20 protein-coding genes are annotated in these 23,249 nt (G+C 65.5%); 12 read left to right on the forward strand and 8 right to left on the reverse strand.

Annotation, left to right across the window (positions count from 1 at the left end; translation table 11 throughout):
* Positions 1-39: 39 nt before the first annotated feature.
* The gene (locus tag BMZ79_RS12040) at positions 40-1,380 is read right to left on the reverse strand and encodes an aminotransferase-like domain-containing protein (RefSeq protein WP_090640385.1); all 1,341 of its coding nucleotides are present in this window, start codon (positions 1,378-1,380) and stop codon (positions 40-42) included.
* A 132-nt stretch (positions 1,381-1,512) separates the two neighbouring features.
* On the opposite strand from BMZ79_RS12040, the gene BMZ79_RS12045 reads away from it, so the two are divergent.
* From BMZ79_RS12045 to BMZ79_RS12090, 10 genes are all read left to right on the forward strand, one after another.
* Positions 1,513-2,454: a DMT family transporter gene (locus tag BMZ79_RS12045; RefSeq protein WP_177222115.1), complete on the forward strand. Its 942-nt coding sequence runs from the start codon at positions 1,513-1,515 to the stop codon at positions 2,452-2,454.
* A complete protein-coding gene (locus tag BMZ79_RS12050) occupies positions 2,451-3,302 on the forward strand; it encodes an NAD-dependent epimerase/dehydratase family protein (RefSeq protein ID WP_090640390.1) in 852 nt (283 codons plus the stop codon). The genes BMZ79_RS12045 and BMZ79_RS12050 overlap by 4 nt, the downstream gene beginning before the upstream one ends.
* Before the next feature lie 314 nt (positions 3,303-3,616).
* Positions 3,617-4,399 (forward strand): ABC transporter ATP-binding protein, encoded by a 783-nt coding sequence (locus BMZ79_RS12055; RefSeq protein WP_090640393.1) that lies wholly within the window; start codon positions 3,617-3,619, stop codon positions 4,397-4,399.
* A gap of 18 nt (positions 4,400-4,417) precedes the next feature.
* Positions 4,418-5,239 (forward strand): ABC transporter permease, encoded by an 822-nt coding sequence (locus tag BMZ79_RS12060; protein WP_090640395.1) that lies wholly within the window; start codon positions 4,418-4,420, stop codon positions 5,237-5,239.
* A 14-nt stretch (positions 5,240-5,253) separates the two neighbouring features.
* Positions 5,254-6,123, forward strand: a complete 870-nt coding sequence (locus BMZ79_RS12065; protein WP_090640398.1) for an ABC transporter permease — start codon at positions 5,254-5,256, stop codon at positions 6,121-6,123.
* Between the two features lie 43 nt (positions 6,124-6,166).
* Positions 6,167-7,774 (forward strand): FAD-dependent oxidoreductase, encoded by a 1,608-nt coding sequence (locus BMZ79_RS12070; RefSeq protein WP_090640400.1) that lies wholly within the window; start codon positions 6,167-6,169, stop codon positions 7,772-7,774.
* A complete protein-coding gene (locus BMZ79_RS12075; protein ID WP_090640403.1) occupies positions 7,771-8,103 on the forward strand; it encodes a 4Fe-4S dicluster domain-containing protein in 333 nt (110 codons plus the stop codon). The genes BMZ79_RS12070 and BMZ79_RS12075 overlap by 4 nt, the downstream gene beginning before the upstream one ends.
* 52 nt (positions 8,104-8,155) lie before the next feature.
* Positions 8,156-9,229, forward strand: a complete 1,074-nt coding sequence (locus BMZ79_RS12080; protein WP_090640405.1) for an ABC transporter substrate-binding protein — start codon at positions 8,156-8,158, stop codon at positions 9,227-9,229.
* A 13-nt stretch (positions 9,230-9,242) separates the two neighbouring features.
* Positions 9,243-10,040, forward strand: coding sequence for an alpha/beta hydrolase (locus BMZ79_RS12085; RefSeq protein WP_090640408.1), 798 nt, complete (start codon positions 9,243-9,245; stop codon positions 10,038-10,040).
* Positions 10,041-10,112: 72 nt separating this feature from the next.
* On the forward strand, positions 10,113-10,754 hold the full coding sequence (locus BMZ79_RS12090) for a nitroreductase family protein (protein ID WP_090640411.1): 642 nt from the start codon (positions 10,113-10,115) through the stop codon (positions 10,752-10,754).
* 366 nt (positions 10,755-11,120) lie between these two features.
* Here BMZ79_RS12090 and BMZ79_RS12095 read toward each other — a convergent pair whose 3' ends face one another.
* The 3 genes from BMZ79_RS12095 to BMZ79_RS12105 all read right to left on the reverse strand — a co-directional run bounded on the left by BMZ79_RS12095 (position 11,121) and on the right by BMZ79_RS12105 (position 14,731).
* Positions 11,121-12,698, reverse strand: a complete 1,578-nt coding sequence (locus BMZ79_RS12095; RefSeq protein ID WP_090640413.1) for an ABC transporter substrate-binding protein — start codon at positions 12,696-12,698, stop codon at positions 11,121-11,123.
* 131 nt (positions 12,699-12,829) lie between these two features.
* Positions 12,830-13,783: a carbohydrate ABC transporter permease gene (locus BMZ79_RS12100; protein WP_090640415.1), complete on the reverse strand. Its 954-nt coding sequence runs from the start codon at positions 13,781-13,783 to the stop codon at positions 12,830-12,832.
* Positions 13,784-13,801: 18 nt separating this feature from the next.
* Entirely contained in the window at positions 13,802-14,731 is a 930-nt protein-coding gene (locus BMZ79_RS12105; RefSeq protein ID WP_090640417.1) for an ABC transporter permease, read from the reverse strand.
* Between the two features lie 589 nt (positions 14,732-15,320).
* Between BMZ79_RS12105 and BMZ79_RS12110 the strand changes: the two genes are divergently transcribed.
* Positions 15,321-15,584, forward strand: a complete 264-nt coding sequence (locus BMZ79_RS12110; RefSeq protein WP_090640420.1) for a hypothetical protein — start codon at positions 15,321-15,323, stop codon at positions 15,582-15,584.
* A 289-nt stretch (positions 15,585-15,873) separates the two neighbouring features.
* On the opposite strand, the gene BMZ79_RS12120 is transcribed toward BMZ79_RS12110, so the two are convergent.
* Entirely contained in the window at positions 15,874-18,219 is a 2,346-nt protein-coding gene (locus BMZ79_RS12120; protein WP_090640425.1) for a helix-turn-helix domain-containing protein, read from the reverse strand.
* A gap of 207 nt (positions 18,220-18,426) precedes the next feature.
* Between BMZ79_RS12120 and BMZ79_RS12125 the strand changes: the two genes are divergently transcribed.
* Complete coding sequence (locus BMZ79_RS12125) at positions 18,427-20,580, forward strand: right-handed parallel beta-helix repeat-containing protein (protein ID WP_090640428.1); 2,154 nt, start codon at positions 18,427-18,429, stop codon at positions 20,578-20,580.
* 80 nt (positions 20,581-20,660) lie between these two features.
* On the opposite strand, the gene BMZ79_RS12130 is transcribed toward BMZ79_RS12125, so the two are convergent.
* From BMZ79_RS12130 to BMZ79_RS12140, 3 genes are all read right to left on the reverse strand, one after another.
* A complete protein-coding gene (locus tag BMZ79_RS12130) occupies positions 20,661-21,530 on the reverse strand; it encodes an aldo/keto reductase (protein WP_090640430.1) in 870 nt (289 codons plus the stop codon).
* Between the two features lie 381 nt (positions 21,531-21,911).
* Positions 21,912-22,208 carry a hypothetical protein gene (locus BMZ79_RS12135; protein WP_090640433.1) on the reverse strand — a complete coding sequence of 99 codons (297 nt, stop codon included), beginning with the start codon at positions 22,206-22,208 and terminating at the stop codon, positions 21,912-21,914.
* A gap of 193 nt (positions 22,209-22,401) precedes the next feature.
* Complete coding sequence (locus BMZ79_RS12140) at positions 22,402-23,214, reverse strand: helix-turn-helix transcriptional regulator (protein WP_090640436.1); 813 nt, start codon at positions 23,212-23,214, stop codon at positions 22,402-22,404.
* Between the last annotated feature and the right edge of the window lie 35 nt (positions 23,215-23,249).

Genomic DNA, 23,249 nt, shown 5'->3' on the forward strand with positions numbered 1-23,249 from the left:
GTCTTACGCGCGCCCCGGTTACCTTTTCGCCGCCTCGCCTCACCGCCGCATCCGCCGAATCTCCTCCATCAGGATCCGCACGCCGTCGTCGATCCGATCCTCGTCCACCCGCGTGATGCTCAGCTTCAGCCGGTTCGGCACGTGGGCGCCCGTCAAGTAATTCGTCGAGAAGTCCTGCAGCGCGAGCTGCCTTCGCTCCAGCCGGCTCAGCAGCGTCGGCATGCGGAGGCCGTCCGGCAGCATCAGATGCGTATGCACGCCGGCGCGGACGTGCGGATGGCGGACGTCGTCCATGTCGTTATAGGCGTCGAGCGCCCGGCTCAATCGCTCCATCCGCCGGGCGTAGGAGGCGACGATCTGCTGCCGGCGCCGTTCGAACATGCCGTTTTGCACGTAGAGTTGGAGCGCGGCCTGCGACAGCATGGAGCTGTCGATATCGGCGAGCCGCTTGTGCGCGCAGAACGCGTCCCGGAGCTCGGGCGGCAGGACGGCGGCGCCGAGCCGCAGGCCGGGGAACACGATTTTCGAGAAGCTCCGCAGATAGATCACGCGCGCGGAATTGTAGGCGTGAATCGGATCCGACTTCGCGTCGGTCACGAGGTCGACCAGGTAATCGTCCTCGGCCACGTAGACGCCGTACCGCTCGGCCAGCGCGGCGATGGCGCGCTTCGCGTCCTCCGTATACGAGGTGCCGAGCGGGTTGTGGAAACGGGGGATGGTGTAAAACAGCTTGACGTCTCCCGTCCGGAACAGCCGCTCCAGCTCGTCCAGATCGATGCCGCGTTCCGTCCGGGCGATGGCTTGCGCCGGGATGCCCAGCGTTTCCAGCAGCTGAATCATGTTATGGTACGTCGGCTGCTCGATCAGGACCGTCCGGCGGCCGCCCGGAAAGGGCATCGCCGCTAAGATGGACAGCGCCTGCTGCAGTCCGGACGTAATCACGAGCCGATCCGGCGACGCGAACACCTGGCTGCCGGCCAAATGCTTGACGAGCGCCTGGATGAGCGACGGCAGTCCTTGCGGCGTGCCGTAGGCGAACAGCTCGCTGCGGTACATGTCGATGGCTTTGTTCAGGCAGTGCTGGAAGTCGAGATACGGGAACAGCGCGGGATCCGGGGAGGGCGCCGAGAAATCCAGCAGGCCGCGGCCCGATTCGCGCCCGGCGTCCGGCCGCTTCACCACGGCGTAATAGCCGCTCTGGGGAACGGCGTACGCGAGATGGCGCTTCTCGAGCTCGGCGTATGCCCGGATGACCGTGCTTTTGCTGCAGCCGAACCGTTCGGCCGCCTCCCGGATGGACGGCAGCTTCTGACCGCCGCGGATCGTGCCGTCGGCCATCCGCGTTTCGAGGTCTTGCATGATTTTGGCGTACGTTCGCATGAGCATGCGCTCCTTTATGCAGATAGTGTACCGGTACAGTTCGGGTATTCTTGCCTTGAACGCGGCCGTGCCGTCCCCTACACTTGACGCATGGCCGGCCGGCTTTCACGAGGCGTTCGAGGGGGGAAAGGCATGAGCCGACAGCGATCGATCTATGCGATGGCTTTATTATACGCGCTGATTATCGGATTTTCATTTCTTTGGACGAAACGGGCGATCGCGTACGCGGATCCGATCGACACGATGGCGTTCCGGTTCGCGCTGTCGCTGCTCGCGATGGCGGTTCCCGTCCTGGCGGGCACGGTCAAGCTCGGCATGCGCGCCGCCGATTGGGCGCGGATCGTGCCGGTCGGGCTGTTGTACCCGACGCTGTTCTTCGGCTTTCAGGCGTACGGACTGACGTACGCGACCTCGTCGGAAGCGGGCATTATTCAAGCGTCGTCGCCGGTGTTCACGCTGATTTTGGCGGCGCTGCTGCTTCGGGAGCGCACGACCGCGGCGCAAAAGCTGGCCGTGCTGTGCTCCGTCGCCGGCGTCGTCTACATCCTCGCCATGGGCGGGGCGTCTGTCCGGGGCGTGAGCGCGGCCGGCGCGGGCTTGCTGCTCGCGTCGACCTTCGCGCTGTCGCTCTACGGCGTGCTGGTCCGCGGATTGCGCGGCCGATTCACGGCCTACCAGCTGAGCTTCGTCATGATGGCGTCGGGCTTCGTCTGCTTCGGCGCAGCGGCGGTCGTCCGGCACGCGTCGGCTGGGACGCTCGGCGGCATGTTCGGGCCGCTCGCGCACGGCGAATTCGTCGCCGCGCTGCTTTATATCTCGCTGCTGTCGTCGGTCGTCTCGTCGCTGCTGTCGAACCGGCTGCTGGCGCGGATCGAGGCGTACAAGATGAGCCTGTTCGTCAACCTCGGCACGCTCGTCTCGATCGCCGCCGGCGTCGCGATCGAGCACGACCGGCTCGGTTATTACCACGCGATCGGCGCGCTGCTGATCGTCGGCGGCACGTTCGGGGTTCACGTGCGGGCGGGAACGTCCCGTAAACCCGCTTCAACATCCAAGGAGGTCGATGTCACATGAAAATTCTCGTAGCGGGCGCAACCGGCGCGATCGGTCGCCAGCTCGTGCCGATGCTCGTCGCGGCCGGCCACGAAACGGTCGGGCTGATCCGCGATCCGAACGCCGCCTCGGCGCTGGCCGAGCAGGGAGCGGACGCCGTCGTCGCGGACGCGTTCGACCGCGACGCGCTGTTCCGGGCGGTGCGCGACGCGAAGCCGGATGCGATCATGCATCAGCTGACGGCGCTCGGGACGCGCGATTTCGCGGCCAACGCCCGCGTCCGCCGGGAAGGCACGCGCCATCTCGCGGACGCGGCGCTTGCCGCCGGCGTGCGGCGCATGGTCGTGCAGAGCATCTCGTGGGCGTACGCGCCGGGCGAAGGGCCGGCGGAGGAAGAGGAGCCGCTCGATCTGGATGCGCCGGAGCCGCGGCGGACGACGGTCGCCGGCATCGCGGCGATGGAACGCGCGGCCGCGGCGCTGCCGGAGGCGGTCATCCTCCGGTACGGGCTGTTTTACGGCCCGGGCACGTGGTACGCGCCGGACGGCCTGATGGCGGAGCAGGCGCGGCAAGGCGGGCTGAAGGCGACGGACGGCGTGAGCTCGTTCGTGCACGTCCGGGACGCCGCCCGCGCCGCCGTGCTGGCGCTGCATTGGCCGGCCGGCGCGTACAATATCGCCGACCGCGAGCCGGCGCCGGGCACGGCGTGGCTGCCGTTCTTCGCGGCGGCGGCGGAGGCGCCGGCGCCGGCGCACGAGCCGGGAAGCGCGCGCGGCGAGCGCGGCGCGTCGAACGCCAAGGCGCTGCGGCACGGCTGGGCGCCGCGGTTCGGATCGTGGCGCGAGGGGTTCGGGGCGCCGGACGCATGAGGCTGACAGCCGTCAAGCGCCGGCGCACCTCGGGCAGGGAGCCGCGCGAGGTGCTGAAAGCAAAAGTTGACGCGAGGCATTGACAAACCGTAACCGCGGTGGTAAATTGTGTTTAATTTCAAGTAAGTTGCTTGGAATAATAGGATAAAGGTCGACCGCACAGGTGGAGACTTTTCGGATGCGCCGCATCCGGGAAGTCTCCTTTTTGCGTCGATGCCCGATGTCGTCCGTACCGACGGAGACGTTCCCGAACCGGAGAATGTCTCCGTTTTCGTTTGTCGGGCCGACATCCGCGAAGAAAGGGGCTGGTCGGAATGAGCGGCGGAACGCTGCTGGACATCCGCAATTTGAACAAAACGTTCCACACGGGCAAGGGCGGCGTGGAGGCGATTCGCGGCTTGAACCTCCGCGTGCGGGAGGGCGAGTTCGTCACCGTCATCGGACCGAGCGGCTGCGGGAAGAGCACGCTGCTCAAGATCGTGGCGGGGCTCGATCCCGCCTACGACGGCAGCGTCGAGCTGGGCGGGACCCGAATCGCCAAGCCGGGCATCGACAGAGGATTCATCTTCCAGGAGCCGCGGCTGTTCCCCTGGCTGAACGTGGAGCGGAACATCGCGGCGGATCTGTCGCTTCGCGATCCCGCGGTCCGCGGCCGCGTCGGCGAGCTGATCGAGCTCGTTCGGCTGCAGGGGTTCGAGAAGGCGTACCCCCGCGAGCTGTCCGGGGGGATGGCGCAGCGGGTCGCGATCGCCCGGGCGCTGCTGCGCAGCCCGAGAATTCTGCTGCTCGACGAGCCGTTCGGCGCGCTCGACGCGTTCACGCGGTCGCACATGCAGGAGGTGCTGCTCGACATCTGGCAGCGGAATAGGACGACGATGATTTTCGTCACCCACGACATCGACGAGGCGGTCTATCTGGCGAACCGGATCGTGCTGCTGAAGCCGCGGCCCGGCGAAATCGCGGCGATCTTCCCGAACGGGCTGCCCTACCCGCGCAAGCAGGCGAGCGCTTCGTTCCAGGAGCTGCGGCTTGCCGTGCTGAGCGAGCTGTACGGCCGGATCGACCGGACCGAATTCGTCGACCGGGCCGGCGTCTGACCGAGAGGAGGAGCGTTCATGAGCGAATTATCCGAAAGCAAACCGGCCGTCCGCGGCACCGCTCGCGAGGGCTTGCCGCGCAGGCCGGCGGGGGCCGCGCTGGGGGCGATCGTGCCGATCCTCTTCCTGGCCGCGTGGCAGACGCTCGGCGACCGGGGCGCCATCTCGACGCTGCTGTTCCCGACGCCGCTCGCGATCGCGGACGCGCTGCTGTCGCTGATCCGCTCCGGCGAGCTGTGGGGCCATCTGCGAATCAGCCTCGCGCGCGCCGGGCTGGGCTTCCTGCTCGGCGGCGGGCCGGGGCTGCTGTTCGGCTTGCTGGTCGGGCTGTCGCGGAAGGCGGAGAAGGCGCTCGATCCGTCGTTCCAGATGATCCGGATGGTGCCGCATCTCGCCGTGGCCCCGTTGTTCGTCCTCTGGTTCGGGATCGGCGAGGAGTCGAAGGTGCTGCTCATCGCCAAAGGCGCGTTCTTCCCGCTCTACATCAACACGTACTTAGGCATCCGAAACGTGGACGACAAGCTGTTCGACGTGGCGCGGGTCCTCGGCTTCTCGCGCTTCAAGCGGACCGTCCGCCTCGTCATTCCCGCCGCGCTGCCGGGCATCCTGCTCGGCGTTCGGCTGTCGCTCGGCGTCGCGTGGCTCGGCCTCGTGGTAGCGGAGCTGATCGCGTCGACCTCCGGCATCGGCTACATGATGTCGGACGCGCGGCAGTTCGCGCAGACGCCGATCGTGTTCGTCGGCATTCTCACGTTCGCCGCCGTCGGCCTGCTGGCCGATCTGCTCGTCCGTCTGCTCGCGCGCCGGGCGCTGCGCTGGCAGGACGGCTACAAAGGTTGAAAGGAGCGAAAGCCATGAGCAAAAACCTCGAAGCGCTGCGGGCCAATCCCGCCGCAACGGCGCCGGCGAAGGACCAAGCGGCGAAGCGGCCCGCGGCGGCGAAACGGCGGGCCGTCCGCAGGCGGTCGTTCGACGACCTCGCGATCGGCGCCGCGCTGCCGGCCATCGTGCTTGCCGTTTGGCAGCTGGCGGGCAGCGCGGGCTGGATCGATCCGTTCTTCCTGCCGACGCCCGTCGCGATTCTGGACGCGTTCAAGGAGCTGGCGCTGCACGGCCGGCTCGGCCATCATTTCGGCGTCAGCGTGTGGCGGGCGTTGGCGGGGTTCCTGCTGGGCGGCGGGCTGGGCTTCGCCGTCGGCCTGCTCGCCGGCTTCTACCGGCGGGCCGAGCATCTCGTGGACCCGAGCATCCAGCTGCTCCGCATGGTGCCTCATCTGGCCCTCGCGCCGCTCGTCATTCTATGGTTCGGCTTCGGCGAGACGTCGAAGATCGTCATCATCGCGACCGGAGCCTTTTTCCCGATGTACCTGAACACGCTCGCGGGCATCCGCGGCGCGGACAACCGGCTGTTCGAGGTGGCGCGGGTGCTCGGGTTCGGACCGCGGACGACGGTGCTCCGGCTGGTCCTGCCGGCGGCGCTGCCGGGCATCCTGCTCGGCGTGCGGCTGTCGCTCGCGCTGTCGTGGCTGGGCCTCGTCGTCGCGGAGCTGCTGGGCTCGACATCCGGCATCGGGTTTCTGATCAACACGGCCAAGCAAAATTCCACCACGGACGAAATCTTCGTCGGCATCGCGATCTTCGCGGCCGTCGGCAAGGCGGCCGACTCGCTCGTCCGGCTGCTGGAGCGCAAGCGGCTGCATTGGCGGGACGGTTATCAAGGCTAAATCGGCGGCATGACGCCGCAATAAAATCGAAATTCGGGAGGTCATGAACATGGGAGTGGCGGAACAAACGCGACTGGATCTGGAAACGGACGTGCTGGTGATCGGCGGGGGACCGGCCGGCGCGTGGGCGGCCATCACGGCGGCGTCCTCGGGCGCGAAGGTCGTGCTGGCGGACAAAGGCTACTGCGGCACGAGCGGGGCGACGGCGCCGTCCGGCACCGGCGTCTGGTACGTCAAACCGGATGAGGAGCTGCGCCGGCAGGCGAAGGAAAGCCGCTTCACGCTCGGCGGCTTTCTGGCCGACAACCGCTGGATGGACCGGGTGCTCGACCGCACCTACGAGAACATGAACAAGCTCGGCGACTGGGGCTTCCCGTTCCCGCTCGACGACGGCGGCAACCCGTACCGCCGCGGGCTGCAGGGTCCGGAGTACATGAAGCTGATGCGCAAGCTCGTGAAACGCGCGGGCGTTCGCATCCTCGACCACAGTCCGGCGCTGGAGCTGCTGGCCGACGATCACGGCGTCGGCGGCGCCGCGGGCGTCCGCACGCAGACCGGCCAGGAATGGACGGCGCGCGCGGGAGCGGTCGTCATCGCGACCGGCGGCTGCGCGTTCCTGAGCAAGGCGCTCGGCTGCAACGTGCTGACGGGCGACGGGTATCTGTTCGCCGCCGAAGCGGGCGCGAGCTTGACGGGCATGGAATTCTCGAATGCTTACGCGATCGCGCCGACGTTCTCCTCGGTCACGAAGACGGCCTATTACAAATGGGCGAGCTTCTATTACGAGGACGGCACCGTCGTCGAAGGAGCGGGCTCGCAGCGCGGGCGCTCCGTCATCGCCCGGAACCTGATGGCGGGCCGCCAGGTGTACGCGTCGCTCGACCAGGCGCCGGAGGACATCCGGCCGCTGCTGCGGGTCGGCCAGACGAATTTCTTCCTGCCGTTCGACCGGATGGGCATCGACCCGTTCAAGGACCGGTTCCCCGTCACGCTGCGGCTGGAGGGCACCGTGCGCGGCACGGGCGGCATCCATATCGCGGACGAGAGCTGCGCGACCGCCGTTCCCGGCCTGTACGCCGCGGGCGACGCGGCGACGCGCCAGCTGATCTGCGGCGGCTTCACCGGCGGCGGCAGCCATAACGCGGCATGGGCGATGGCCTCGGGCACGTTCGCGGGCGAAGGCGCGGCCAGGCACGCGCTCGCGCTCGGCGAGAAGCGCGCCTCGCGGATCGTGAAGGGGCTGGCCTCCTCGGCCATCGCGGGCCGGCAGGGCAGCGTGACCGCGGCCAAGTCGGCGGACATCGTGCGGGCCGTGCAAGGCGAGGTCATGCCGTACGACCGCAACCTGTTCCGCACGGAGGCGGGGCTGCGCGGCTCGATCGAGCGGCTGGACGGCATCTGGCGCGAGCTCCGGGGCGGCTCGGCGGGCCGCACGGCCGAGGGCGTCAAGGCGCGCGAGGCCGCGGCGATGACGGCGACGGCGCGCTGGATGTACAACACGGCGCTGCGGCGCACCGAAACGCGCGGCATGCACAAGCGGGAGGACTTCCCGCAGCTGGACGCGGCGCAGCATTACCGGCTGCAAAGCGGCGGGCTGGACCGCGTGTGGGTCCGCGAGGAGCCGGTCGGGAAGGAGGCGGCGCTGCTGTGATCGAGATCGTCAGCGAAACGAGATGCATCGCCTGCAACCAGTGCGTGTCGGCCTGCCCGACGAACGTGTTCGACAAGACGGAGGACGGCATTCCCGTCATCGCCCGCAAGGACGACTGCCAAACCTGCTTCATGTGCGAGCTGTATTGCCCGGTCGACGCCTTGTACGTGGCCCCGGACGCGGAAGGCCCGACGGCCGTCGTCGAAGCGGAGCTCGAGCTCGCCGGCCAGCTCGGCGGCTATCGCGAGAAGGTCGGCTGGGGTCCGGGCCGGACGCCCGTGTCCAAGCACGCCTTCATGTACCAGCTCGCCGTCAAGACGAGCTTCTAGCACCGCTTAGCTACCGCAAGCCAAGCCATCGCTCATTCGGAGGAGAGTCCTTATGCGTACACCATCAGCGGTTTTATCCGGTTCCCGAAAGCTGTCCCTGCTCGTCGCCGCCTCGCTCGTGCTGCTGCTTGCCGCCTGCGGCAACGGCGGCGGCGGCGGTAAAGCCGGGGCGGACGGCGGGTCTTCCGCCGACGCCGGCAGCGGCGCTGCGGCGGATGCCGGCGGCGCGCCGAAAAGCAACATTCCCGATACGCTCAATTACGGCTACATCGGCCTGAACGACCTGAACCTGCCGACCGGCGCGGAAGGCTGGGGCTTCCATACCGGCCTCATTCAGGAGGAACTCAAGAAGTACGGCATTACGAAGGTCAACCTGATCGGCTTTCCGAACGGGCCGGACCAGACGGAATCGCTCATCAGCGGGCGGCTGGACTTCGGCAGCCTCGGCGACACGCCGGCGATCCTCGCCCGCTCGACCGGCGCGAAGACGCGCCTGATCACGCAGGCGTCGACGGACAGCATCGGCTACCTGATCGGCAAGAAGAACGGGCCGATGACCGTACAGGAGCTGGAGGGCAAGACGATCGCGATCCAGAAGGGCTCGTTCATGCACCGCTACGTCGTCGGGCTACTCGAACAGGCCGGCGTGAAACACTACAAGCTCGTCCATATGCTCCGCCCGGACGGGGAAGCGGCGCTGGCGCGCGGCGAGGTGGACGCGATGACCAACAGCGGCGTGAACGCGCTGAAGCAGCTCGAACAGGGGTACATCCACCTCGACGATGCCTCGACGCATCCGGACCTCGTCGGCACGAGCGCCACGGTCGTGTCGGAGGATTATTTGAAGAAATTCCCGGACTTCCCGAAGGTGTGGAACGAAATCCGGCTCAAGGCGCTGGCGGACCTGAAGCGGCACGAAGACGAGTATTACAAGCTCGCGGCGCAGATCCAGAAGACGACGCCGGAGCTGTTCAAGCAGGTTAGCCCGGTGTCCACGATCAAGGATACGCCGTTCACCGGCGACGGCATCCAATTGCTCGACGGGACCAAACACTTCCTCGTGCAGCAGAAGCTGGCGACGAAGGATTTCGACGTGAACGCCTGGATCCTGCGGGCCGATCGCTAAGGAGGGCGCGAGGATGGGAAAAGGGTTGCTCGAGGCGGTCAAGTTTCGCATTGATGGCGAGGACGGCCTACCGCTGCAAGGAGACGTAAGGACGATCGAAAACGGCGCGGCGAAGCCGATCCTGATTCTGGGCCACGGCTTCCGCGGCCATAAGGACTGGGGCTTTTGGCCGGACGTCGCGGGCCGGTTCGCGAAGCGCGGCTTCTACGTGGCGAGCTTCGATTTCGCGCGGATCGGCGCACGGGCGCTCGGCGAGGAGGCGGAGGCGCGGGCGAGCACGGTTGCCCGCGAGCTGGCGGATTGGGACGCGGTCGTTACGATGCTGCTGGAAGGCCGGCTTCCGTTGTCGAGCGTCGAGGCCGATCGCAGCCGCTTGGCCGTGCTCGGCCACAGCCGGGCCGGCGGCACGGCGATCCTGTTCGCCGCCGAGCACCCCGAGGTGCGCGCCGTCGCCGTCTGGAACGGCGGCGGTCCGGTCCGCCCGGCCGTCGCGGACGGGGGGCCGCCGTCGGCCAAGGAGCGGGCGATTCTGGACGATCTGGAACTCAATTCGCACCGCTATCAGGTCGTCCGCCGGTTCGGCCTGCTCAAGATCCCGGCGCTCGTCGTGCAAGGCGACCGCGATCACGAGCGGCTGCTGGCGCAGAACCGGGAGCTGCAGAAGGCGGCGCCCGCGCAGTCGTTCGTTCCGGTGATCGGCGGGGATCACGCCTTCGGGACGGCCGATCCGTACGCGGGCACGACGCCCGAGCTGGATCTCGCGTTCGAAGCGACGGACACGTTTTTGCGGCGGGCGTTCGCGCTCGAATGACTTTTGGGCGTCGCGAACGTGGATTATAATTGAGAGGCTTAGAGGCTTCGACATGGAGAGGAGCAAGAGAGAATGACAACCCCGATTACGTCCGATAGCCCGAACGGCGCCGCGCAAGGCGCCGCCGGTTCGTACAGCCCGGAGGTGGCCGCGAACCGGGTGCCGGACCATCCCGTCCATCCGCTTATTCTGAACCGCTGGTCGCCGCGCGCGTATAGGGACCGTCCGGTGTCGGACGAGACGCTGCACACGATCCTCGAGGCCGCCCGCTGGGCGCCGTCCTCGGGCAACGGGCAGCCGTGGCGCTTCTACGTCGCCCGCGCCGAGGCGGAGCACGAGGTGTTCCGCTCGTTCATTTTGCCGGGCAACCGGCTGTGGACCGACAAGGCGCCGGTGCTGCTGCTGCTCGCCTCCGACCGGCTCCGGGAGAACGGCAACCCGAACGGCGCGCACGCGTTCGACGCCGGCGCCGCCTGGGGCATCCTGGCGCTGCAGGCGAACCTGCTCGGCCTGTCGACCCGCGCCATCGGCGGGTTCGACGCGGCCAAAGCGCGCGAAGCGCTCCGCGCGCCGGAGCGGATCGCCCTGCACGCGGTCATCGCGCTCGGCTACCGCGGGGACGCGGCGTCGCTGGACGACACGCTGCGCGAACGCGAGGTGCCGAACGGCCGCAGGCCGCTCGCGGAATCGCTGCTGGCGATTCCGACGGAATGAACGGCTGGCGTTTGTTTTGCGCGCCTGCCTGGAAAAGACTGCCCCGAAAGTCGGGGCGGTCTTTTTATTTGGCGGAAAAAGGTGACGGGGGAACCTACATGGTGCGGGGATTGAGGTGTTTGGCTAGAAGAAGGTGATGGAGTAACCTACATGGAGCGGAGAACGAGGTGTTTTGGTAGAAGAAGGTGACGGGGAAACCTACATGGCATTCGGGGAGCCATTTCGCGCCGGCGCTTCCGCTCCGTCCGAAGCCGCCGCAGCCCGGCGCCGCGGCGGGGGCATACCGCCGCGCGGCCGCGGCAAAAAGACGCCGTCTCCGGCGTCTTTTCGCGATTTGCCTCGCCGGCCGGGCCGGCCGCCTGGCGGTTATTTCTTGCCGTTCGCTTTCAGCCACTCGTCCAGCTGCTTCTGCATTTCCGCCGTCTGCTTCTCGACGCCGGCTTTCTTGAGCGCCTCCTGGTACTTCGGGAGCACTTTGGCCGGGTCGACGGCGCCGGTGTTGAGCGCCCTGCCGTACTGCTCGCTGACGGCCGCGATATTGACGGATTCGGTCTTGTACGGCTCCGTGTTGAAGTTGAAGCCGCTCACCTCGGGGCGTTTGGCCGTTTCGTTCAGCTGCTTCGTCCGTTCCCACGTGTCCGGCGCCTGGCCTTCCTTCAGGTAGCCGATGAGCACGTTGCCGAACACCCAGCCTTGATCGCCCTTGTAGCCGCCGTCCTGGTTGATGCGGATCGTGTTGTCGCCGACGACGGTGTAGTGTTTGTCCTGGATGCCGAAGGCAATGAGGTTGAAGAGCGTCGGGTCGGTCGACGTCAGCTGCAGGAACTCCAGCGCTTTCTCCGGGTTCTTGGACGTGCGGCTGATGGCATTCATCGTGGGGCGGACGCCGGTGAATTCCGGCTCGGAGACGCGGACGTAGACGACGTCGTTGTTGCCGAACCGCTTCTTGTCGTCGATCTCGCCGCCCGGCTTCATCGTCGTGTTCCATTCGACGGCGACCTTGCCCGTGTTGAGCAGGGAGACGAGCTGGTCGTCCTTCATCGTCGCGGCGTCCTTGTAAACGTAGCCGGACGTGTACCAGCGGCGCATGGTGTCGAGGAACGTTTTGTACTCCGGCTTATCCACGGTGTCGACGATCTTGTAATCCGGGTCGCCGAGCTTGTAGCCCTGGGCGGCGTAGCCGTATTGGCGGCCGAAGTCGAACATGTTGCTCGTGGTCGCGATCGGAATGATGTCCGGCTCGTTGTCGTGGATCGTCTTCAGGACGGGCTCGATGTCCATTTGCGACTTGATGCCGTTCACGTCGATGTTGTATTTGTCGATGAACCGCTTCTGGATGGCGAAGCCTTCGGCCTTGGCCGCGATCTGCATGTTCGGCACGCCGTAAATCTTGCCGTCGACGCGGGTGTCGTCCCATGCCACCTGCGGGATCGCGTCCTTCAGGGCCGGCGTTTTGGCCAGCAGGTCGTCGAGCGGGAGGAGGGCGCCTTTGGCCACTTTATTGTCGTAATCGCCGCCGCCCCAGTTGGAGGTCCACAGAATGTCGAAGCTTTCGTTGGCGGCGAGCATCGTGTTGATTTTATCTTTGTAGCCGGCCTCCATGACCGGCTTCAGCTTGATCGTGGCGTTGATTTTCGGCTTGATGTACGCGTTGATCGCGTCTTCGACCGCCTGCTGGTCCGCGGGCATGTCGTAGACGATGTAATAGTACGTCAGCTCGGCGGGCGCCTCGTCGGTCTTGGCCGGCTCGTTCGCCGGTTCGTTCGTCGCGGTCTCGTCCGGCTTGTTCGCGTCGGCCGGGGCCTTATTGCCCGCGTTGCCTGCCGCCGCCGCGCCATCGTTATTGCCGTTGCCGCCGTTATTGCTGCCGCAAGCGCTTGCAAGCAGGAGAAGCATCAGGCTGGCCAGCATAAGCGGGATCATGGCTGGTTTCCACACTTTCATGGGATGGACCTCCTCGGTAAGGGTTGGTTGAAGCTATTTCAACCTAATGCCGGCTTCTCGATTACTTCCACGTAACCCCCCTTTTTTCCTATCGCCCGGCACTAGACTTGAAAACGCGCATGCGTGCGGCGTCAGCCCTTCAGCGAGCCGACGGTGAGCCCTTTGACGAAATACTTTTGGAAGAACGGGAAGATGCACACCATCGGGCCTCCGGCCAGGATCGCCATGGCCATCCGCGCGGACAGCGTCGGGAATTTGCTCGTGTCGAGGCCGAACTGGCTGATGAAATCGCTGTTGCTCGTCAGAAATTCCAGCTTCTGCATCATGCGGACGAGGAGCAGCTGAATCGGAATGAGCTTCTCGTTGTCGATGTAGAGCAGGGCCGGAAACCACGAATTCCAGAAGCCGAACGACAGGAACAGGCCGAGCGTCGCGAGCGCCGGAGTCGACAGGGGCAGGACGATGGTGAAGAAAATGCGGATTTCCCGCGCGCCGTCGATTTTGGCGGACTCGATGATTTCGAACGGCATTTTGGACAGGAAGCCCTTCATGACCATGATGTAGAACGGCGAGACGAGCGACGGCAGGATGAGGCACCAGATCGTGTTGTCGAGATGCAGGTATTGCTTGATCAAAATGTACGAAGGCACGAGCCCGCCGTTGAACAGCATCGTGAAGAAGACGAAGAACGACGCGGGCGTCCGGTAGCGGAAATCGCGGCGCGAGGTGACGTAGCCGAGCATGGCCGTGACGAGCAGCGACAGCACGGTGCCGATGACCGTGGTCAGGATGGTGACGCCGTAGGCGCGGAACAGCACGAGCGGCGCTTCGAAAATATACCGGTACGCTTTCGCCGTCACGTCTCGCGGGAAGAACTGGTAGCCGTGCTCGACGATCGACGTTTCCTCGGTGAACGAGATGGAGATGACGAGGACGAACGGCAGGATCATGGCGAGCGTGATGCAGACGAACAGCAGATGCGACAGCAGGTTGACGAGGGAAAACGGTGCTCTCCGCGCGCCGGTTGCCCGGACGTCGGCGGATTCCGCGGCGTCGGCGGCGAGCGCTTGCGGCGTCGTGTTCATGGGGCAGGAAGCTCCTTTCTAAAAAAGCGAATTCTCGTCGTTGATCTTGCGGACGACGAAGTTGGCGGCGACGACGAGCACGAGGCCGACGACGGATTGATACAGCCCGATGGCGGTCGACATGCCGATGTCGCCGTTGACCCGGAGCGCGCGGTAGACGTACGTGTCGATAATGTCGGTCGTCGGATACGTCATGCCGGCGTCGTTCGGGATGAAGTAATGCAAGCCGAAGTCGCCGACGAAAATATGCCCGATGCTCAGGATCAGCAGCACCGTGATCAGGGTGGAAAGCAGCGGCAGCGTGATCCGCGTGGCCATCTGCCAGCGGGACGCGCCGTCGATGCGCGCGGCCTCGTAGTACTCCTGGTTGATGCCCATGATGCCGGCGAAATAGACGAGCGTGGAGAACCCGACGTTCTTCCATAAGTAGGCGGAGATGAGGATGTACGGCCAGGGCGCGGTCTCGAGGTACCACATATGCGCGGGCAGCCCGAGCGTCTCCAGCGCTTTGTTCAGGAAGCCGTTCTGCGTGTCGAGCAGCGCGAGCGCCAGGTAGCTGACGACGACCCAGGAGAGGCAGTACGGGATGAACATCGCCGTCTGATGAATGCGAAGCCACCGCTTGCCCATCTCGTTCATCAGGATCGCGAGCAGCAGGGCGATGACCGTCGTCAGGATCATGTACGTCAGCCCGTACGCGACCGTGTTGCGGGTAATCAGCGTCGCCGTGTCCGAGACGAAGAAAAACTCGAAATTGCGGAAGCCGACCCACGGGCTCTTCCACAAGCCCAAGTCATAGCGGAAATCCTTGAACGCGAGAACGACGCCGAACATCGGCAGGTACGCGAAGACGAGGACGAGGAGCGCCCCGGGCAGCAGCAGGAGGAGCAGCTCCGAGTTCTTTTTCAGGTAGTGCCATTCCGATCGGGATTTGCGCGGTTTGATCATGCCATTGACCTCCGGGGAAATACTGGACGGTGTCCGTGGCCCCATCATGGCATCGGCGCGGCTGTGCCGGCAACTGTGCGAACGTTCACTTCGTTTGCGGGGAACTATGTTTTTTGCGATTGACTGTGGGGGAGGGAGCGGAGGGCGGCAATTGGGAAGGGAGCGGCTGTGGAGAAGGGCGGAGTGCTTATTTCGACTGGGCTTCCAGCTGCGGGGGAATTGGCGGATCGGCGGGAGTAGGAGAAAAGGGGTAGGAGAAGAGCGGCGCAGCTTCGTCTCGTCGCCGGTGCCACGGACAGTGGCTTTTATAACTAACTAGTATAGCGCACGGAGCTTCGGCCCTGGCTTTAGGGGCCGGCGGATTCCGAAACGGAACAATGCCGTGCCGCGCGCGTGGAGGCGGAGGGAGAGGAGGGTTGTCGCTGGCGTGTCGCTGGCGTGTCGGCATTCTTTCTACTAAACTTGCGCTTCGCTCTAAGCTTCCGCCGTAGCTTAGGCGTTCCGACTCTAGGCGAAACGGGGAATTGGCGCATACGGGACGAGGTGGCGAAAAAGCAAGCCGTCGCAAGAGCGGTACGAGGTGCGGTACATGGAGGGGAAAGCAGCAGTTTTGGTGAAAGAGCGGTACGTGGTACGGTACACGGCGGCAAAAGCTGCGATATTGGTGAAAGGGCGGTACGAGGTACGGTACATGGAGGGGAAAGCAGCGACTTGGGTGAAAGGGCGGTACGTGGTACCGTACATCGAGAGAAAAGCTGAGATTTGGATGAAAGAACGGTACGAGGTGCGGTACATGGCGGCCCCAGTAACCTACATGGTCCGAACAGTCGCGGAATCCGGGGCAAGAAGGTGACTCGGTAACCTACATGGTCCGAGTAGCCGCAGATGTGGGGCAAGAAGGTGACCCGGCAACCTACATGGACCGGCTAGCCGGGGAAACCGGTGCAAGTAGGTGACCCAGTCACCTACACGGCCCGGCCGGCGGCAAGCCGGCGCGCCGAAAGGCCGCCGCCAGCCGCACGCGAAGCCCCCGCATACGCGACAGCGCAGCCTTCACCATCCCGCCCCGCCGAAAAGGGTTCGCGCCGCCGCGCGCGAAGCCCCGCAACTCCACCCGCCCCCGCAACTCCGCCCCCCGCAAACTACCCGATATTGCTCTTCAACCGGTACTCCTTCGGCGTCACGCCGTACTTCTTCTTGAACAGCTTGAAGAAGGTGCTCTCGTTCACGTAGCCGACCAGCTCCATGATCTCCTTGATGCTGAAGCTCTTGGTCTCCAAATATTCGCGGGCCCGGGTCAGCCGGACTTCGTTCAAGTATTCGCCGACCGACACCAGTTCGCTCTGCTTGAAGATCCGGCCGACGTAGGCGGACGTCATTTTCAGCGTGGCGGAGATGCCCTGCAGGCTCAAATTCATGTCCGCGTACCGCGTCTCGATGATGTCCTTGATCGCCTCGATCAGCGCCCCGTTCGTATCCTGCTCCGCCCCGCGCCGCTTCTCGTGCAGCTCGCGGAGCGTCGCGCACACCAGCTCCGAAATGTCCGCCAACGTCTCTTGATCCAGCACCTGCCGGCTCAGCGTGCTGAGATCGATCGGCAGCGAAGCGATCCGGTTCTGGTTGATCTCCCGGATCGTCGTCTTGATGACGTCCACCACGTGCAGCACGCCGTGGACGATATGGTCGTAATGGCAGTCGCGCAGCGTCGCGAGCAGCTGCGCCGCGGAAGCCTCCATCGCCGCCAGGTCGTTCGTCCTGATCGCCTCGGTCAGCTTCTTCTCCGTCTCGGAGGAGACGGCGGACTCCGCGTGCGCGACGTTCGACCGCACGAGGTCCGGCGTGATGAGCGACTGCCGGCCGAACAGGATTTTGTACATCGCGTAATGCTGCGCGTCGGCGTATCGTTCCGCGATGGCTTCGTGGCTGCGGGAAATCATGCTGAACGAAAGCGAGAGCGACAGCTTGTAGTAGGCCAGCATAATGTCCTGCAGCCGGCGAAGCTGCTCCGGAAGCTCTGGCAGCTCCGAGCCGAGCGCCCCGCCGCTCAGCAGCAGGACGAGGTGATCGCCGCGCACGTCGACCGTCTCGCAGGAGATCGCGAACGGCGCCACTATTTCCCCGGCAATATTCGACGTGGCAAAGGCGTACAGCTTCCGCTCCGCTTCGGTCGTGCGGGAGAGAAGGGCGGTATAGTCGTCGATTTTGGCCACGACGACGAGATAGGGTCCGGCCGGGTCGACGCGAAGGCCGTATTTGGCGATGCAGCTCTCGAACTGGTGACGGCTGAACGAGCCGCTGCCGGTCAGCATGCTCCGCAGGTAGGAGTGGCGCACGATCTCCTGCTGCTTATCCTGCTCGTCGGTGACGACGCTCAGCTTCTCGGCCATCCGCCCGTAGGCGCTGCCGACGTACGCCAGCTCGTCGCGGATCGGCTCCGGCGCGTCCGGAACGACGCCGCCGTGGCGATTCACGCGGGAGAGAAGCGCTTCGATCGGCCGGTACAGCTTGTGCGCGAGCGCGAAGGAGCCGGCGATGCCGAGCACGAGGAAGACGGCGATGACGATCGCGAACGTTTCGCGCATTTGGGAGATGCCGCCGAGCACCGCGCCGTACGGCTGCACGCCGATCACCTTCCAGCCCGCCACGCCCATTTGCATATAGCTGACGATCGATTCGCCCTTGCCTTGGAACCGGTGCGAGAAGAAGCCGAAGCTTTCGTCGCGGCCGGACGCGTCGCTGCCGAGCGCGAGGCCGAGATCGTTCAGCTGCGGCAAGTTCTGCTCGTCGCCGGAGAGGATGAAGCGGCCGTCTTTGTCCATCAGGAAAATGCCGGATTCGTCCGGGGCGGCGAAGCCGTTGACGACCTTCAGGTTATCGAACACCCACTGCGGCTTGACGTTCAGCACGATCGCGCTCTCGTTGTCGTTCATGCTCGTGAACGATTCGTAGATGACGACGGAGAAGAAGTCGACCGCGTTGGGGCGGCCGCTGAAATTCATCGGGAGGAGCTGCAGCTGCGGCAGCTTCTCCGGCCGCTTGATCATGTCGACGAGCCGGCCGGTCATGTAGCTGTCCGCCATGCGGTCCGCGAGCGGCCCGAGCGCGTACGCTTTGCCGCTGTGCCCGTTATAGACGAGGATGGAATGCAGGAACGCCTGCGAATCCATCGCCTTGTTCAATTGGTTGATGGAGTAGATGACGTCGATGTCGTCCTGCGCCGAGGTGGACATGAGCGGAAAATAAAACCGCTCGTCGTTGTAGAGCGACAACGCCAAATTGTTGACGATCTCCTGCATGAAGGTGAGGTTGTGGTTGATCTGGCTCATGACCTTCCGGTTGGCGTCCTGCTGCATCTGCAGCACGCGATGCTCCGCGCCGTAATGGAGGACGGCCGAGGAAAGCGACAGCAGGAGGACCAGCAGCACCGTCATGGACAACAGCATCCGCAGCAGGTACCGTTTGGATTTGTAAAAATGCAGCATTTTCATATTCGGTCGCTCCTCCTAGCCTCGCTCGGCGATGGTTGATTTCAGCATGGCATAGGCGGCGAAGCTTTGCCACTGTGATTTTTGCGAATCCCTGCGCAGGAAATGCCGAAATTCACAGCCGCCGCCGCAGTCATGCCCAAACCGGGCAGTAGGCGAAGCCGCGGCCGAGGGGCATGCTCTTCTTAGCATGGAAGGGAGCTGACGAGCGTGGAAGAAGCCGTGACATTGACGATGGAATTTTATGTAAGCCAGAAGGATGCGGATGGTGCAAATGGTGCGGAGGCGGATCGGAGCGCCTCGGAACGGGACGGCTCGCATGAACGGCCGTGGAAGGATCTCGCGCAGGCGAGGGACGGCGTTCGCCGGGCAAGGGCAGCGGGCTTTGCCGGCCCGGTCACCGTGTGGATCGGAGACGGGCGGTACGGCCTGGACGAGCCGCTCCGTTTCGACGCGCGGGATTCCGGCTGCGGGGAGATGGCCCCGACGACGTACGCGGCCGAGCCCGGGGCCGGGCCGATCCTGACCGGAGGCCGGAGGCTGACCGCATGGGAGGCGGCCGGCGGAGGCGTATACCGGTGTTTCATCGGGCCGGAAACGCTGCGGGGCCGCGGCTACACGCTGTTCGAGAACGGCGTGCGCGCGGGCGAAGCGCGCAGCCCGAAGCAGGGCTACCACGCCGCGGCGGGGAAGGCGGACGGCGACGCCCGCATCGGCTTTCGGTTCGCGCAGGGCGACGTGCCCCGGATCGCGGACCCCGCGAACGGCGGGCTGAAGGTGTTCATCTGGCCGGGGGAGGGCGAATGGAACTGGTTCACGGAGACGAAGCCCGTCGCGTCCGTCGATTGGGACGCCGGGACGATCGCGTTTCGCGAGCCCGCGCCCTGGGGTATCGACCAAGGCTCGCGGTACCGGGTGCAGGGCGCGCGGGAGCTGCTGACGGAGCCGGGGGAATTTGTCCGCGACGAGCGCGAGGGCTGGCTGTATTACATGCCGAGGTCGCTCCCGATCGAGGAGCAGGAGATCGTCCTGCCGGTCGTGAAGCGGGTGCTCGACGTCGACGGCGGCGGTTCCGCCCCGGGCGGTCCGGCCGACGAGGGCATCGTGCGCGACCTGGCGTTCCGCGGGCTGACGGTCGAGCTGTCGGACTTCCTGCCCGCGTACCGGATGCCGGAAGCGAACCGGGAGCGGGAGGAAGCGCGCGAGGCGCTCGTGCGGATCGAGAACGCGGAGCGGGTCACGATCGCGGACTGCGTCCTTCGCCATGGGGGCGTGAACGGCGTGCTGCTGAACGGACATTGCCGGAACGCGCGGCTTTTGAACAACGTCGTCGAGCATGTCGGCCAGAACGGGATTTACGCCGTCGGCTTCGCGCCGGGCGAGGGCGCGTTCGGCAGCGCCGCGGAATCGGACGTCAACAACGGCCACGTCATCGCCGGCAACGCGATACGCGCCGGGGGCGAGCTGATCGGGCACGGCAGCGGCATCCAGCTGTACCAGAGCGGCGGCTGCGCGATCGAACGGAACGTTATCCGCGGCATGCCGCGCTACGGCATTTCGCTGAAGGGGCGGCGCTTCAAGGCGATGGAGCCTGCCTATTACGGGACGGAGGTCACGTGGGAAAACCATTGGGCGTTCCTCCATGCCCGAAACAACCTGATCGCGGGCAACGACATCTCGGACGTGATGACGGACAGCCAGGACGGCGGCATGTTCGAGGCATGGGGACCGGGACTCGGCAACCGGCTCGTCGGCAACCGGTTCCACGACAGCGGCATTCATTTCTCGGTCGGCTACGCGATCTATTTGGACGACGCCGCGGACGGCTTTCTCGTCTCCCGCAACGTGGTGCATGATTTGTACGGCGCGGGCAAGGGCTCGCTCTGGTTCGTCGTGTTCGCGAAGGGGATCGGCAACGTCGTGGAGAACAACCTGTTCGTCCGCAACGGGGCCAAGGCGGCGTTCGGCACGCAGGAGATGGCGGGCGAGCCGAACCGCGGGCTGACGGTCCGCCGCAATGCCGTCATCGATTCCGGCGAGCAGCTGTATCACTTCATTAATTGGACGGACGACCGGCTGAAGGAGGCGGACTTCAACCTGTTTTACCGCTCCGGCGGGGAGGCGCCGACGGTCACCGGCTTTCGCGGCGGGGATACGTACGGCAAGCAGCCTATTCCGTGGGAGGAATGGCGGGCGCTGCTCGGCGGGCGCTTCGACGCTCATACCGCGATCGCGCCGCCGCTGCTGGAGGAGCCGGAACGGGGACGCTTCCGGTTCCGGCCGGAGGCGCCGGTCTGGGCGCTCGGCTGGCGGCCGCTGGAGGCCGGCGGGGACGAGGATGGGAACGAGGCAGGCAATCCCTAATCGGCGATAGCAAAACGGCCGTTCGGGGGATGCCCGAACGGCCGTTGTCGCGCGATGGAAGCGGCGCAAGCGCCGAGGCGTTACTTCGCGAGCGCGGACAGCGCGGCGAAGTCCTCTTCGGAGAGCGCGACGCCGGCGGCGGCGATGTTCTCCTCGACGTGCGCCACGCTCGAGGTGCCCGGAATCGGCAGCATGGCCGGGGAGCGCTTGAGCAGCCAAGCCAGCGCGATCTGCGACGGCTGGGCGCCGTATTTTTTGGCGATGGCGTCCAGCGGACCGCCTTCCTTCGCCAGCGCGCCCGTGGCGAGCGGGAACCACGGAATGAACGCGATGCCGTTCGCTTCCGCGTAGTTCAGCACCTCTTCGGACTCGCGGTTCGAGAGGTTGTACAGATTTTGCACGGAGACGATCTTCGCGATGGCGCCGGCGGCCTTCAGCTCGTCCACGCCGACCTGGCTTAGCCCGATGTGGCGGATCTTGCCTTCCTGCTGCAGCAGGGCGAGCTCGCCGATCTGCTCTTCGAGCGGTACCTTGGGGTCGATCCGGTGCAGCTGCATGAGGTCGATGCGCTCCACGCCGAGGTGGCGCAGGCTGAGCTCCGTCTGCTGGCGCAAATATTCCGGCCGGCCGACCGGCTTCCAGGCGTTCGGGCCGGAGCGGGTAAAGCCCGCCTTGGTGGCGATGACGATGCCGTCCTTGTACGGATGCAGCGCCTTGCGGAGCAGCAAATCCGCGGTGAACGGCCCGTAAGCGTCGGCCGTGTCGATGAAATTGACGCCGAGCTCGGCGGCGCGGCGGAGAACGCGGACGGCTTCGTCCGGATCCTTGGGATCGCCCCATACCCCGGGGCCGGTCAGCTGCATCGTGCCGTAGCCGAGCCGGTTGACCGTAAGGTCTCCGCCGACGGCGTACGTGCCCGAAGCGGCTGCGTTAGACTGCGCGATGGACATAACGATAACCTCCTGTACGATGGAATCGAACGTTGAGACGATGGCTGCGACGACAGCGAAACGTTGGGAGCATTTGGCTTGCCCCGTCGCCAAGATTGTAGTGCAGCGGCCGTTCAAATGCAAATGCGCGCCGTTTTCGGTCCGGCGGCGGCAGCCGTCCGGCAAGGCACGCGGCACCGGGACGGACGTCCATGGACGAGCCCCGGGCGAAGCGGGCTTTCGTCCGGGAGCGGCAGCCGCATATGTTCCCAGCGGCGTACCGTCAAAACGCGAAAAACCCGGCGCGGGGCGCCGGGCTTCTCGCTGCGATGGCTGCTGCGAATGAAGGAACATTTGCGGCTCGGCTGGAGCGTTCGGTAGGACGATTAGGCGAGGTCGGGTTTAGCGTTTTTTGGAACGTTTTTTGGAGGACGATTTGGACGAAATCGTGGCGCGTTTGCCGCCGCGAACCATGACGTCCTTCTCGGTGAACACGTAGGATTTGTGATAAACCGGGCAGCAGTGATGTTGCTTGACGACCTCTACCTGTTGGATGACGTTGACCAGTTGAGGGTGGTAGTAGTTTTCGTACAGCGTGACCGGCGGATCGAAAACGGATTGCGTCGGGCAGTCGGGGCAGAAATTGGCATCGGCGGCGCCCATGACGTTGGTCGGGTTATATGGGTTCATATAGCTCATCTCGTTTCATCTCCTTTCTCTCGCTCGATTCCCTATATCCTATGTCGCGGGAAAGGAAGTTGTCTGTATGTTCGCCATGGAAGGACAATGGCCTTCGGGGACGGATGCCGGGCCATGACGCCGGCCGGGAATCGGCGCGCGCGACGCGCGGACATCGCCCCCGGCCGCGCCGTTCCGGCCCGCTTCGCCGCGGTCAGCCCCGCATGGCGCGCCGCCATTCGCTCGGGGCCAGGCCGTATCTACGCTTGAAGGAACGGCTGAAATAATGGATGCTTTGGAAGCCGCAAGCCAGCGAGACGCGCAGCACGGTCATGTCCGAACGGAGCAGGTAATCCGCGGCGGCGGAGAGCCGCAGCTCGTTCAGGTAGCCGAACGGCGTCTTGCCGGTATGCTTCTTGAACAGCCGCACGAGATAAGAAGGATTGTAGTGCGTGTAATCCGCGAGGGTCTGCAGCGTGATCGGCTGCGGAAACATCGATTCCAGGAAACGCAGCGCCTCCGTCGCGAGCAGCTCCCCCGAAGAGCGGGCCGGCGCCGGCCGCGAGGCGGCGGCGAGGCTGCCGGCGAGGACGAGCAGCTTGGTCAGATCGGCCAGCACGGCTTCCGGGAACCGGTCCCACCGAAGCGAAGCCTCCGAACGCAGGAGCAAGCCGGTCGCGTCGAAGGCGGCGCGCAGCGCGGGATACGGCTCCGCCGTCCAATCGATGCCGCCCTGCAGCGCGTTCCAGCGGAAGATGACGTCCGCGGACGGAAGCGGGTCGCCGTCGCCGGCATGAAATTCCGCGTACCAATACCGGAGCGTCCGCGAACGCTGCACGAGCTGATGCGGCGTATTCGGCATGAGGATGAACAGGGCCGTGCCGCTTGCGTTGTACGTGACGCCGGACCATTCGAGCTCCGCTTCGCCTTCGAGGATGCAGAGCAGCTCCCAATACGGATGGACCCCGCCGGCGCGTTCGCCGGCCTTGCCCGCATTGTCCGCGAAGCCGTGATTTCTGAGCCGCATGACCGTGCCTCCCGTCCGAAAGTCAATGATGTGCA

Source organism: Paenibacillus sp. UNC496MF, from assembly GCF_900113915.1.
In the GTDB taxonomy this organism is placed as follows: Bacteria; Bacillota; Bacilli; order Paenibacillales; family Paenibacillaceae; genus Paenibacillus_Z; species Paenibacillus_Z artemisiicola.

Bases quoted from the DNA above. Each gene is read 5' to 3' on its own strand.
- BMZ79_RS12040 (WP_090640385.1), bottom strand. From the start codon at position 1,380: ATGCGAACGTACGCCAAAATCATGCAAGACCTCGAAACGCGGATGGCC.
- BMZ79_RS12045 (WP_177222115.1), top strand. From the start codon at position 1,513: ATGAGCCGACAGCGATCGATCTATGCGATGGCTTTATTATACGCGCTG.
- BMZ79_RS12050 (WP_090640390.1), top strand. From the start codon at position 2,451: ATGAAAATTCTCGTAGCGGGCGCAACCGGCGCGATCGGTCGCCAGCTC.
- BMZ79_RS12055 (WP_090640393.1), top strand. From the start codon at position 3,617: ATGAGCGGCGGAACGCTGCTGGACATCCGCAATTTGAACAAAACGTTC.
- BMZ79_RS12060 (WP_090640395.1), top strand. From the start codon at position 4,418: ATGAGCGAATTATCCGAAAGCAAACCGGCCGTCCGCGGCACCGCTCGC.
- BMZ79_RS12065 (WP_090640398.1), top strand. From the start codon at position 5,254: ATGAGCAAAAACCTCGAAGCGCTGCGGGCCAATCCCGCCGCAACGGCG.
- BMZ79_RS12070 (WP_090640400.1), top strand. From the start codon at position 6,167: ATGAACATGGGAGTGGCGGAACAAACGCGACTGGATCTGGAAACGGAC.
- BMZ79_RS12080 (WP_090640405.1), top strand. From the start codon at position 8,156: ATGCGTACACCATCAGCGGTTTTATCCGGTTCCCGAAAGCTGTCCCTG.
- BMZ79_RS12085 (WP_090640408.1), top strand. From the start codon at position 9,243: ATGGGAAAAGGGTTGCTCGAGGCGGTCAAGTTTCGCATTGATGGCGAG.
- BMZ79_RS12090 (WP_090640411.1), top strand. From the start codon at position 10,113: ATGACAACCCCGATTACGTCCGATAGCCCGAACGGCGCCGCGCAAGGC.
- BMZ79_RS12095 (WP_090640413.1), bottom strand. From the start codon at position 12,698: ATGAAAGTGTGGAAACCAGCCATGATCCCGCTTATGCTGGCCAGCCTG.
- BMZ79_RS12100 (WP_090640415.1), bottom strand. From the start codon at position 13,783: ATGAACACGACGCCGCAAGCGCTCGCCGCCGACGCCGCGGAATCCGCC.
- BMZ79_RS12105 (WP_090640417.1), bottom strand. From the start codon at position 14,731: ATGATCAAACCGCGCAAATCCCGATCGGAATGGCACTACCTGAAAAAG.
- BMZ79_RS12110 (WP_090640420.1), top strand. From the start codon at position 15,321: ATGGAGGGGAAAGCAGCAGTTTTGGTGAAAGAGCGGTACGTGGTACGG.
- BMZ79_RS12120 (WP_090640425.1), bottom strand. From the start codon at position 18,219: ATGAAAATGCTGCATTTTTACAAATCCAAACGGTACCTGCTGCGGATG.
- BMZ79_RS12130 (WP_090640430.1), bottom strand. From the start codon at position 21,530: ATGTCCATCGCGCAGTCTAACGCAGCCGCTTCGGGCACGTACGCCGTC.
- BMZ79_RS12135 (WP_090640433.1), bottom strand. From the start codon at position 22,208: ATGAGCTATATGAACCCATATAACCCGACCAACGTCATGGGCGCCGCC.
- BMZ79_RS12140 (WP_090640436.1), bottom strand. From the start codon at position 23,214: ATGCGGCTCAGAAATCACGGCTTCGCGGACAATGCGGGCAAGGCCGGC.